The sequence below is a fragment of the Faecalibacterium sp. AF10-46 genome (genome assembly GCF_003604105.1).
Classification (GTDB): Bacteria; Bacillota; Clostridia; order Oscillospirales; family Ruminococcaceae; genus Faecalibacterium; species Faecalibacterium taiwanense.
Genome location: NZ_QVGY01000016.1, coordinates 1 through 11,439 on the forward strand (window position 1 = coordinate 1; position 11,439 = coordinate 11,439).

General features: G+C 52.5%; 17 protein-coding genes and 2 pseudogenes. All 19 read left to right on the forward strand.

Annotated features, from left to right (window positions below; genetic code table 11):
* Positions 1 to 574: DUF975 family protein (locus DWV57_RS13490; RefSeq protein ID WP_120021056.1), on the forward strand; the 574-nt coding region annotated here is incomplete at its 5' end.
* Positions 575 to 581: 7 nt separating this feature from the next.
* A pseudogene (locus DWV57_RS13495) lies at positions 582 to 893 on the forward strand (SLOG family protein); the annotation flags it as partial.
* A gap of 107 nt (positions 894 to 1,000) precedes the next feature.
* A complete protein-coding gene (locus tag DWV57_RS14615) occupies positions 1,001 to 1,171 on the forward strand; it encodes a hypothetical protein (RefSeq protein ID WP_165853708.1) in 171 nt (56 codons plus the stop codon).
* Between the two features lie 16 nt (positions 1,172 to 1,187).
* On the forward strand, positions 1,188 to 2,570 hold the full coding sequence (locus tag DWV57_RS13500; protein WP_117499829.1) for a DUF6138 family protein: 1,383 nt from the start codon (positions 1,188 to 1,190) through the stop codon (positions 2,568 to 2,570).
* 12 nt (positions 2,571 to 2,582) lie between these two features.
* Positions 2,583 to 2,816: an immunity 17 family protein gene (locus DWV57_RS13505; RefSeq protein ID WP_120021057.1), complete on the forward strand. Its 234-nt coding sequence runs from the start codon at positions 2,583 to 2,585 to the stop codon at positions 2,814 to 2,816.
* A gap of 13 nt (positions 2,817 to 2,829) precedes the next feature.
* The gene (locus DWV57_RS13510) at positions 2,830 to 3,372 is read left to right on the forward strand and encodes a hypothetical protein (protein WP_120021058.1); all 543 of its coding nucleotides are present in this window, start codon (positions 2,830 to 2,832) and stop codon (positions 3,370 to 3,372) included.
* A 41-nt stretch (positions 3,373 to 3,413) separates the two neighbouring features.
* Entirely contained in the window at positions 3,414 to 3,755 is a 342-nt protein-coding gene (locus tag DWV57_RS13515; protein ID WP_120021059.1) for a hypothetical protein, read from the forward strand.
* A 7-nt stretch (positions 3,756 to 3,762) separates the two neighbouring features.
* Positions 3,763 to 4,842 (forward strand): ankyrin repeat domain-containing protein, encoded by a 1,080-nt coding sequence (locus tag DWV57_RS13520; protein WP_118553541.1) that lies wholly within the window; start codon positions 3,763 to 3,765, stop codon positions 4,840 to 4,842.
* A gap of 12 nt (positions 4,843 to 4,854) precedes the next feature.
* The gene (locus tag DWV57_RS13525; protein WP_120021060.1) at positions 4,855 to 5,694 is read left to right on the forward strand and encodes a DUF2262 domain-containing protein; all 840 of its coding nucleotides are present in this window, start codon (positions 4,855 to 4,857) and stop codon (positions 5,692 to 5,694) included.
* Between the two features lie 13 nt (positions 5,695 to 5,707).
* A complete protein-coding gene (locus DWV57_RS13530) occupies positions 5,708 to 6,211 on the forward strand; it encodes a DUF2004 domain-containing protein (RefSeq protein ID WP_117623992.1) in 504 nt (167 codons plus the stop codon).
* A 36-nt stretch (positions 6,212 to 6,247) separates the two neighbouring features.
* On the forward strand, positions 6,248 to 6,574 hold the full coding sequence (locus DWV57_RS13535) for a DUF5713 family protein (RefSeq protein WP_002588986.1): 327 nt from the start codon (positions 6,248 to 6,250) through the stop codon (positions 6,572 to 6,574).
* Positions 6,575 to 6,579: 5 nt separating this feature from the next.
* Positions 6,580 to 7,526: pseudogene (locus tag DWV57_RS13540) on the forward strand (DUF4241 domain-containing protein).
* A 27-nt stretch (positions 7,527 to 7,553) separates the two neighbouring features.
* The gene (locus DWV57_RS13545; RefSeq protein WP_120021062.1) at positions 7,554 to 7,994 is read left to right on the forward strand and encodes an Imm51 family immunity protein; all 441 of its coding nucleotides are present in this window, start codon (positions 7,554 to 7,556) and stop codon (positions 7,992 to 7,994) included.
* Complete coding sequence (locus DWV57_RS13550) at positions 7,991 to 8,254, forward strand: hypothetical protein (protein ID WP_006773010.1); 264 nt, start codon at positions 7,991 to 7,993, stop codon at positions 8,252 to 8,254. Before DWV57_RS13545 ends, DWV57_RS13550 begins: the two co-directional genes overlap by 4 nt.
* A gap of 10 nt (positions 8,255 to 8,264) precedes the next feature.
* Positions 8,265 to 8,564 carry a hypothetical protein gene (locus DWV57_RS13555; RefSeq protein ID WP_120021063.1) on the forward strand — a complete coding sequence of 100 codons (300 nt, stop codon included), beginning with the start codon at positions 8,265 to 8,267 and terminating at the stop codon, positions 8,562 to 8,564.
* 15 nt (positions 8,565 to 8,579) lie between these two features.
* Positions 8,580 to 9,530: a hypothetical protein gene (locus DWV57_RS13560; protein WP_120021064.1), complete on the forward strand. Its 951-nt coding sequence runs from the start codon at positions 8,580 to 8,582 to the stop codon at positions 9,528 to 9,530.
* Entirely contained in the window at positions 9,527 to 9,937 is a 411-nt protein-coding gene (locus tag DWV57_RS13565) for a hypothetical protein (RefSeq protein ID WP_120021065.1), read from the forward strand. The genes DWV57_RS13560 and DWV57_RS13565 overlap by 4 nt, the downstream gene beginning before the upstream one ends.
* 11 nt (positions 9,938 to 9,948) lie before the next feature.
* Entirely contained in the window at positions 9,949 to 10,926 is a 978-nt protein-coding gene (locus tag DWV57_RS13570) for a hypothetical protein (protein WP_120021066.1), read from the forward strand.
* Positions 10,927 to 10,968: 42 nt separating this feature from the next.
* Complete coding sequence (locus tag DWV57_RS13575) at positions 10,969 to 11,439, forward strand: DUF4259 domain-containing protein (protein ID WP_120021067.1); 471 nt, start codon at positions 10,969 to 10,971, stop codon at positions 11,437 to 11,439.

The window sequence follows — 11,439 nt, forward strand, 5'->3', positions numbered from 1 at the left end:
CGGCATTGTTCTGTGGGCAGTCCTCCAACTGATCGTGGGCGGTGCAGTTCAACTGGGATATGCTCATTTTAATCTGAACCTTGTAGATGGAAATGATGCTGCCATCTCGGACTTGTTCTCTCAGAAAGACCGTCTGTGGGATGGCTTCTGCATGAAATTCCTGCAGGGTCTGTATATCGCCCTCTGGTCGCTGTTGTTGGTAATTCCGGGAATCGTGAAAACATACAGCTATGCGATGACACCTTACATCATGTCCGAGCATCCTTCGCTGACCGCAAATGAAGCGATCACAGAATCCCGGCGAATCATGGACGGCAACAAATGGCGGCTGTTCTGTCTGGATTTCAGCTTCATTGGCTGGGAGCTGCTCTGTTCGGTGCCACTGTATGCCGAGGGTTTTCTGGTTCTCAAATATTTCACCGGTTCAGAGGCTCTGGCGATTTCTCTTGTTCTTCTGCTGACAATTCCATTGAGCATTGGCTTCTTTTTTGTACGCCCCTATGAGGAAGCTGCATGGGCCACTTTCTACCGCGATATTACCGCAGCACCTACCGAACCGGATGAAGCATATTGACTTTTATATTAAAATTATCGTTGTAGTTCCCTTCATCGGCTATGACTCTAAATGGCCGGATCAGAGTAAACATAGATTGAAAAAGCTGATCCAAAACGCAAACGATTCTATTGTTATTTCACATTCTGCGGATGTTTCCAGTTATAAAAAAAGAAATTATTATATGGTCGATCATGCAGAGTACATCATCGGTGTGTTTGATAATCAGAAAAAGCTGCGCTCAGGTACAGCACAGACAGTCAACTATGCCTTGCATCAGGGAAAAGTAATCACTCTGATCCATCCAGACACTATGGAGATAACAGCCCCTGCGCCTTAACAAATTCACAAAAATTTTTCATTAGCATTTCCAACAAAATATTTTCATTGAAGGGGTGCTGTGATATAATAAGATATAAAACTACGCTCAGAACAAATGGTGCCGCTATGAACAAATATATTGGACAGCAATTTGCTGCTTTAAGATACAAAAAAAATATTTTGGTTGTTGAAGAAACTACATCTGCTGGTGGATGCGGCTCCTTCAACGCGGCTTCTTCATGCCCTGCGTCAGCCTGTCTTTATGACAGTGCGGCGTGGGGCTTTTTTATTGTCTGAAAAGAGGTGATCAAGCATGAGTTTGCCAAAACGCGACGGCGTACATGACCGCTACTATCTGATCCACAAGCCGGACACTTCCCCGGAGTTGCTGGCGGAGGCGGATCTCTGCATTCAGGATGTGCTGAACGGAACCGCTCGTGAAAATCACTCCGCCTACCCGACCGTGGTGCGAAATCACAACGGGACACCCTTTCTTCCCAACCAGCTCCTGGAGCGGTATCTGTCCAAACTGCCTTTGAAGGGATTCCCCTATGAGGAAGCTGTTACATTCTGCGATGCCCTGCGGCGGTTGGTGGGCTGGCAGGAGATCCGCTATACATTGGAGAAATACATAGAAAAGCAGGTGCAGGAAAGGTATTTTGAGACTGGAGAAAAAGAGGATGATTTTACGCCTTACCCGCCTTGTACTGTGTGGCCGGAGCTGCGGCCGGAGGATGTGGATGAAGGTCTGCTGCGCTTTGCCTGCTATGTGGCTATCTGCCATACCGTGTACGGGCAGAGTTTTGAATCCCTCACCACTGAACACATCCTTGGCCTGGTTTCCCAGCTTCGCCCAGATATGGTGAAGCAACTGAAAACAGCCGGCAGCGGCAAATTACCAAAGGACATCCAGCAGCGTAAGACAGAGCATTTCACCGCATCGGCCAATGATGCGTTTGCTGCCATCCGCATCACCGCCAGGGACTCCACCGAGGAGTGCTATGCTGAAATCCTGGACTACCTGTGTGCGGTGTTGGAGCAGGAGGAATTTCCCCGCAGTTACTCGGTGGAGTTCCGTGGGAAGGAAAAACTCTATCTGCCTATTCCCGGCCTGCCCAAGAAGGGAGTCAATCAGCTCTTTGCCTGCGCTGTGCAGCACCCCAATCTGCATCCAGCTATGGAGCGATACGCTCGTCTGGCTATGCGGGAGTTTGAGTGGTACCAAAACCTTGCGGACGAAGCCTGTGCTATGCCTGGCACCTTTGCCGTGTTCGCCCTGGGACTGGAGGGAGAACAGTGGGCACCGCTGGTAGCAGAGTATTTGGATCTCTGTGACGACGAGCACTCCTCCCTGCAAGAGAAATTCCTTCATGCCTTGATCCGGAAGTTTGGTTTTCAAACATGGACACTGGGCGTATTGGTACGGGGCGCATTATCTATGCAGTGGCTGAAGCCTGCCAAGGAATTCCGCAGCCTGATAGCCAATGGGGAAAGCCTGGATGCACTGCTGGCAGTCAAGCGCCGCTTTTCCGCTTATCTCCTGCCGGAAGAAAACAAAGACCCGAAATTCCGGGCCATCGCTTGGCAGAGCCTGCTCTGGGCCATCTGGGGAAAGAATTCCGAAAATGGTGGTAGCAAGGTCATCAAGACAGCACCGAAGGAACTGAAAGAGAAATACCAGCAGGTATTTGCGTGAGGAGGGAGTAGAATGAACAGCGAACAGATCACAGCATTTTTGCAAGAGTATTGGTACATTGCCTCGGTGCTCATCGGGGTCGTGATTTTAATTGGGGCGATCCGCAACTGGAACTGGCTCTGCGACCCCACTGGTACGCGGGATGCCCATCGACACAGCAGAGGATACCGGCGTGTGGTTTTCTTTCTGCTGGGTGTCCTCTTGATTGTGGTGAGTATCTGGAGATTTGTGCTGAAATTGAAATAGGAGGAGAAAGACTATGATGACTGAGAAATATCCCACCTGGCTCATCGGCCATGTGAAAGATTGGGCGGAGAAGCGTTTGCCCACCGTGATACTTTGTTCCACCACCGGCAATGAACTGCTGGAGGTTTGGTATTACGGAGATCTGCTCACGGTGAAAGGAGAACCCCAATCCTATATCATAGATAGCGACGAGGCCCCCGGACTGGTGACAGCCCGTGACCCGGAGAGCGGCGAGGAGTTCGTCATCTTTGACGGTGGACGGCATGGCTACGACAATATGTTCTGCGATGAACATGATCCATCCGAGCTGGAGCACCGCCCCCTCAAGCGGTATGAGATCCCCGCCTCCAAGTTGGTGCTGGAGCTGGGGTACAGCATTGACTATGAGGACGAAAAAGAGAACTTTGAACCGGATGAGGCGGATACCGTAGAACTGATCAACGGTGAACGGATGCCGTGGGAGCAGGCCAAGCGGGACGGCATCGACTATATCGCCCTTTACTATGTGAACGAGAAAGGAAAACCAGTCCAGATCCTGGACGCAGAGCTGGCCTGAGTATACCGCAGCCAGATGACGGGATAAAGGAGGGCGACAGCGTGATCGGGACAGATGAAAACCGGGCGGTGCTCCATGTGGAGGTCATCTTCTGGAGCGGCAAACGAAAAATACCACCCAGCCTGGTCAGCGGAAAGTATTGTCCCCATTTTGTGGTCACAGGAACTACAGAATATTTGGGTGTATGCTTTCTGGACGGAACCGAGTGTACATTTGATACACCAGCTTTGGGAAATGCCCAACCCCTATATCCAGATACCATTGACTATGCCCCGCTGGAAAACAATGAGGAATTTTTGATCTATGAGGGAGCCAATGCCGTTGGCAAGGGCCGGGTGCTGGGCCGAACCGTTCCCTATAAAGTGAAACAACAACGAAAGTAGGTGCCTTATGTACCAAATTGCATATATTGGCCGCTGGGAGACCCTCCCGGAAACGGCTGCCGCCATTTGTGACTATGACACTTCCAAGCTGGAGGTACTGCTCCAGGGCGGTCTGGATTTAGATGACCCCATTCAGCTCAGCGAGTATATCAAACTCACACCACTGGAGATCGCGGTTTTTCGGAATGATGTGCCCATGATTCACTTCCTACTGGGGCATGGAGCTGATCCCGGTCTGGCAGAGGAACAGCCCCTGCTGCTTACCGCTGCCCGCTGTTGTGGGCCGGAGGTGGTGGCGCTCTTTGCTGGACAGGCTGCAAAACTCAGCCTGAAGCAGAAAGAGCGGGCCTTTCAGGAAGTACGCTGGGGCAAGCGCCCGGAGAATATCCCGGTGCTGGAGCAGGCTGGGATCACAGTGGATAAGTTTGGCGGCGAGGCATTCCGGGCCGCTGTGTCCGAGGGCAATGCCAAACTTGCCCGACTGCTTCTGGAAAAAGGGGCAGACATCAATTACCACAAGCCGGACATGGTGTTCCCTTACGCCTCCACCCCTGTCACCGAGGCCGCCCGCTCCAACAATTTCTCCATGGTGCGCTGGCTGGTGGAACAGGGAGCGAATATCACCCTTGTTGACAAATACGGCGACCGGCCTTACAGTGTGGCAGTTCAAAACAAGAATCAAGAGATGGCCGACTACCTGAAGGCGCTGGAGCCGGAGGACTGGCACAACGAACAAGAAAAGGTCCGGCAGCTTATGCCCTACAAGCTGCCTGCCAAGCTGGTGGAATACTTGAAAACCGGCCCCCTGCGTTTGGAATTCCCGGAGCAGGAATGGGTGAAATGGGCGGAGCTGTACGCCTACATGGATGTGCAGGAGATGACCTGGAAACGGAAGAAGCTGCTCTCCCTCATGGCGGCCATGGACAATTACAGCGACTACCTGCTGCTGTGGAGCCCCAGGGACAAAAAGCTGTGGTATCTGGACATCGAGCATGAGGAATTCCACTCTCTGGCCAAATGGGATGACTTCATCGCAGATCCCGGCCGGTATCTGAACGGGATGATTGAGGGCGAGTTTGAGGAATAAGGAGAATGATCTATGTTTGAAGAATTTTATGAGATGTACGAGTCCGAGGAGCAGGAAGTGGTCGCTTTGATCAATCGCTGCATCGGGGGCGGATATAACAACAGGGGCAACTTTTGGCAAATGACTGTTGTGACGCTGGGCATGGTGTTCTGTGACACCGGCAAGGTCACCACCAAAGAGGATCGGCTGGAGTGGCCAGTCACCGACGAGGAGCGCAACAGTGAAAAGGGCTGGGGACGCTTTCAAAACGAGCAGATCTGCCGCCTGAAGATCCGCCGGATGAAAGAAGAATGGGCAAAGGATCTGGTGGCGTGGCCCTGGTGTATCTCCGAGGTGGTCAAGACCCATGAGGACTGCCCGGAACTTCAGGCCGTTCTGGACGAGTACCACAAGCCGGTGGTGATCCAGGACCAGGTGCTGGGTGAACTGAAGCTGGACAAGGACTATGATACCTTCGAGGGAGAAATCCAGTGGTGCGGAAAGGATGTGCTCCTTTCTCTGGAGGTCAATGCTGAAAGCAAGCCCTCCTGGACCCGCGCCCGCAGTGCCGCCAAGAAGCTGCTGGCCGACTGTGAAACCTGGGACAAAGCCATGCGGGAGCTTGCAGCCAAGAACCTGACCGAGCTGGCCGACAACTGGCTTTCTCAAGATGAGGAAAATCCCCGCAATCCGAAAACAGACCCTATCACAGAGGAAGAACTTGCCCGACGAATCAGCATGACGAGCCTGTCCGTCACCTCCGGCGGCAGCTTCACAGCCTGGTTTGACTGCGATGAGATGTTCACCGACCATGCGGTGACTGTCTACGGCTCCTTGAAAAAGGGCCTCAAAACTGCCAACATTGAGGGGTAAGGAGGATAACATTATGAAACTGAACTGTAAACGCATTGATTTTACATATATACCCGGCGAGGAAATCTTCAACTTTCCCGAGGAATCGGGACTACCCTTTCTCTTCGATGTAGAGGAAGAACTGACCGGCGATCCTGCTGCCATGGATGCGGTGGGAGAAATGCTGGATGAGGCGGAAAAACTGGCAGAAAAGGCCAAAGCCGCCATCAAAGCGGCGCTGGCGGACGAGGACAGCCGCTACCATAGCGTTGTGACCTTTTTCATGGAGTTCCACCGAGACGAGGTAGGCCCGGATATTGCGGCGGAACTCTTTCCGGGAACCGACCCGGCCAAGCTGTCCTTTACTGAGATGGTGGACTTTTTGCGGCTCAAGCGGTTTGGCAGCCTGGTGGATGACGAGATGGATCAGCAAGTTTTCATTCTGGATCTGTCCTTCAATCCGGAAATTACCGACGAGCTGATGGTGATCTACTTTGATTTGAACAAGGAGATTTTCTGTATCACACATGAGAGCTGAGCGTGACTGACATACACGAGGAAAGGAGCAATCCCTATGAAAGCATTTGACCCCAATTACAAGCTGCTGGACGAGATGTATCAGGACGATTACTATCCTGCTTTTCTGGTGGACAAGGTAAAGGACGAGCTTCAGAAGGTCATCGCCCTGCTGGAGAGTGGCGAAACCGACACCGAAGTGGTGCAGGAAACGCTGGACGAGGCGGTCTGCGGCATCAATGATCTCCAGGAGGAGTTTGACGAGAACGACAGCGAGATCGAAACGGTGGCGCGGGAATGTATTGCGGCAACCGTGGCCTACATTCTGGAGTGGTTTGGCATCCCCATTGACACCGAGGAGGCCATCCGGGAACGGGACTGGTGAACCCTATGGCAGAAAAAGAACTGGCCCTTTGTGATGAGTGCGGAAGCCTGTTTTTCAAAGGCTCCTCACAGATGATGGGGCTGTGCCAGAATGTGCCCATGTTCTCTATGGCTACCCGAATTGTGACCATCATTTTCAGGATGGCCGGTGTGTGAACTGCTATTGGGACGGCTCAAAGAGTGTGTACATCAAGAAACAGAATCAACAGGAGGAAACTGATATGCCTACAACTGAATGGCTGAACAAATACGAAGCAATCAAGGATAAATTGACCTGTAAAGATGACTTGGAGGCCCATTTCACAGAGAAAGTGATTGGGAACATGGCGGTGGATGTGCTGGACATCGGCACCGTCCATTTCCCCACCGGGCAGATTTTCGCCTGTGATCCGCTGGTGGAACTGGAGGACACTCTGCCGTTCCTTCAAACGATCCCCGCCGGAACTTATCCCGTAAAAATCTGCGTGGTGCCCAGCGAACAATACGGCGACCGCTATGCCTGCGTCAAGGTGGAGGTTTCTCAGGAAAAGCCTGTCCGCTATGAGCTGGGCATGGTGGGCAACGAGGATCTGGACGAGGAACTGGGAGAGGACGAGTATTTTGGCTTTGGCGTAGACGCCGGGATGGGCTGTGTCGCGGACATCCAGACCCAGGCGGCCTTCAAGGCATACTGGGCCAAGCGTTTAGAAGAAGACCCGGACATCGACCCCTACAACGACCTGTTCTGCGATCTTCTGGAAGAAAACGCCAAAGCCTACCCCAAATATCAGGGAGACTGCGGCGACTGGCTCAACTGGACGGTGCCGGACACGGACTGCAACCTGCCCATCTTTGCCTCCGGCTGGGGGGATGGTTACTATCCTGTCTACTTCGGGTATGACGCCAAGGGCAAAATCTGCGCCGTGTATGTGCGGTTCATTGACATTGAAGCCAGTTATCGAGAGCAGGATTAAAAATGTGACAGAACAAAGGAGAACACTATGAAAGACCTTTGCCAATACGGAAACCGGCCGGAGGACGAATGGGAAATCTTGCCCTGGATACCTGACCCGCGTCCGCCTTTCAAAATCTGGGTGAAGCCGGAGCAGATTGCGCCATTCTTTCTCATTCCCCACCACCCCTATGCGCTCTCCCTTCTGCTGAAAATCAACGATGGATTCCGGACGGAAGAATTCCGTCGGCTGGGACTGACTGGAAGCAGCGGAGACTGGGAGCGGCTGGTCCGGGGCGTGATACGGGAGTTCGAGGAAAACAACAGCGGTGTGGGTCTGTTTAACTTCGACTCTGACGAGGATGTGTTCTGCGTGTACTCCCAATACATCGACGATTTGATGCTGCTGTCCAAAATGATCCGGGCGGCCTGTGACAATGAAAAAACGATGGGGATGTATCTGAACATGAGCGAGGTTGCGAAAGCATGAAAGATTTGACCACTCAAACAGGGATTATAGTAAAATGCAGTAAAACGGCCATTGAATTTTTCCAAAATGCTCAATCAGTGGATTTCTTCTCTGCACTGGAAATTCCGAAGGAATTCCAAGACATAGCGGTTGAGTTTTATGATTTGATTATGGAAAACGATCATCTCGCGGCCTTGCTGGGCTGTCGCGGCAATTATGATATTGCAATACAGATAGATGAGGTAACCGGCACCATGACAGGGTGGCATTGGTTCAAATGAGGGAAATGGAATGATGGAGTACATCAAGCTTTTTTGGGAGGACGCACCGGAGGGAGAACCGTCGGTGATCCTCTATGAAGTGGATACAGAAAATGAGCGGCTGTCCCTCCACTCCATTGACATCTTTGCAGATGGCCGCACCCGCAATATCCCTGACCTTTACGACGGCGCCATCGAGATCACGCCGATCCCCACCGTGGAGGAATTGAACGCCCATGTCTGGGGCGAGGAATTCCACGCCTGCGTCATAGAGAAAGCGGAATTTGAGGCCATCTGGGAAAGCCACACCTATGATGGAGCGTTAAAGTAGCCAGGAGGAGACACTATGAACAAACCTATAAAAGCCAAAAATCTGCCGTTGTTCTCCATCATTGACCTGAACCAGCTGCGCCGGGAAAACCATCTGGAGGGCACAGAAGTGACAGACTTTTTCACGGCAAGGGATGGAAAAGTCTATCTTCTCATGGAACAGCCGTCCGAAACACAGGGTAAGGACTGGCTCAGCACTCCTTCCACCTATACCGCAGTGGAAATCCAGCTGGATTGGGCGGAACAGCGGGTGCTGGAAACGATGCTGTTTCCTCTTGGCCTCTTGAAGTTCCAGTTTCATTATTTGCGGCCCGCAGGTGATCACTTCCTCCTGCTGGGGGCAAGATGCGCCTATCGGGAAAACGGCCCCGACCAGAACGCCTGGATCGTCAGCCGGGACGGAGCTGTGCTGTCCCGTTTCTGCCTGGGGGATGGCATTCAAGACTGTGTGGTAAAAAAAGATGGCACCATCATTACCAGCTACTTTGACGAAGGTGTATTTGGTAATTACGGTTGGGATGAACCTCTGGGTGCTTGCGGCCTGATTGCATGGACATCGGAGGGAACTCCTCTCTGGAAGAATGAGAACTATTCCATCTATGACTGCTACGCCATCAGCCTGGACGAAGAAGAAAACCTGTGGTTTTATTATTACGATGAATTCCGGCTGGTGCGGACGAACTTCAAAGAGGACTTTGTATTTGAACTGCCAATCGAAGGAAGCGGAGCTTTTTCTGTTGCCCCGTCCGGCAATACCTTCCTGTTTCAAGGCGGATACCAGCAACGGGATAAATTCTACTTCCTTACCGCTCATGGTGATCACCTTGGGAAAAAACAGGAGGCTATTCCCACCTGTGACGGAAACAAGGTCGCTGTGGAGCAGTGCAGCCTGCTTCGCAGCCGGATGTTGTTCCTTGGAAAAGATGGTGTGCTCTATGGAGGTATTTGGGGGAGCGATGGCCAATGAAACAGTCTGATATTTATACCGAGGCTCTGACCTGTCTGCGCTCCATCCTTCTGGTAGACCATCCAGAGTTCCAAAACTGGATCGACTGGTTGGAGCGGGACATTCAGGACTGGAACCAGCGGCGGGAGGTTGCCCACCATCTTCGGGCATACGGAGGTATGGGCTCGTTCAACGACCTGCCCAGTATGCGTGGAAATCACGACTATATTTTCGACTTTCTCAAGTCCGTGTGCTATGCCTTCGGCCATCTTTATGGCAAACGGGAAGGCATTTCTCCGGAGGCATTGATGGAGGAGTGCCTGCACGATGTAGAGCAGGCAGCCTATCACCCCCATAAGGCACTGAACCAAGCCATTGCCCAGCACTTGATGCAGGGCGATTTACAGGAAAACCTGGATAGGCTGTAGGAGGACTTGTTATGAACAAAAGACTATTCCGCACCCAATTCAATCAAATGGAAAACATCGAGAAGCAGGTGCTGATGGAGAGCCTGGCTGCCCGTTATGATATGACCTTTCTCGGTCTACATACTTTTGACCGCTGGGGCCAGAGCTGCACCACCGGCATCTTCAAGAAAGATGGTCGGGAGTTCGTCTTTGTCCCCGGCGATACCGTCACCCTGGGCTGGGAGCAGTTTGCCGAGGGACTGAATCAGGAGAGCCGGGAGGAATTGGAGTATCTGTTCCGGGAATGGGAAATGGAACCGCAAAACCCGGAGGAGATGATCCGGGAAAGCATGGCTCCCGTTCGGCAGGCGGTCATTGGCCCCATGCTGGTGGGCCGGGAGCTGGAGGAACTGTGCTGGGAGCCGGTCAAGATGGACGATCCCAGGCTGACTGCCCACCCTGACTGGCTGAAGGAATTCCGTGATTTTGCTTGGAGTGACAGCAGCAGTCTTACCTTGCATCAGTCGGCCCGCATTGAGCGGACAGAAAAGGGCTTTCAGACCTGGATCTATAACCGCACAGACTACGATGCGCTTCTTGCCGGGCTGGAAAAGCAGGGACTTTCGCTGCCCACAGCGGACGAGTGGGCCTACCTGTGCGGCGGTGGTTGCCAAACCTTGTTCCCCTGGGGAGATGGGCTGGACTACTCCATGCGCCTGCGCTGGTTTGAGGACATGGATGAGGATGAGAACCGACCCTATGATATGGAGGAACCCAACTTCTTCGGCCTGTCCATCGCCTACGATCCCTATATGCGGGAAGTGGTGCAGGCTGATAGACTTACCACCTGCGGCGGTGACGGCGGGTGCAATATCTGCGGCGGGCTGGGCCCATTTCTCGGTTTCCTACCCTGTTCGCCCCACTGTAAGCCGGAAGTGCAGGAGGACAAGGAACTAAACGGAGATTATGACTTCTACCGGCCCATTATCCGGGTGGAGAACCATGATTGACAATAGAAGCTTGATACGAAATAAAGAAAGAGAGGTGCCGACATGGGAGCATGGGGCATAAAAGCATTAGAGCGTGACGAAGGGCTGGATGTACTGGACATCCTCAAAAATGAATATGTACCGGAGCATCCGGTAATGGATCTGGGCGAGATGATCGAACTGATGAAAGAGGAAGTCATGCTGGGATCTGACTTCTCACAAATCGACTTCCTCTTTGACAATACTGCGATGGCTCTGGCGGAGCTGTATTTCCAATGGAAGGATAACAGCAAACTGGACTACGATCATGAAGAAGCTATATGGGATAAAGTCACCGGTTTCACAGCATCCAAAGAAGCCCTTGCTTTCCTGCTGCGGCAGCTCACCGACATCAAAAACGAGGTGCCGGACGAGGACGGCATCCGTGAGATTGTGGATCTTTGGAAGAACGAGGACAGCGGTGAGATCGCTCCTGTGTGGTCAGAGCATTTGGACTGGCTCATCAAGCGACTAATCTCGGAACAGGAGGCGTAA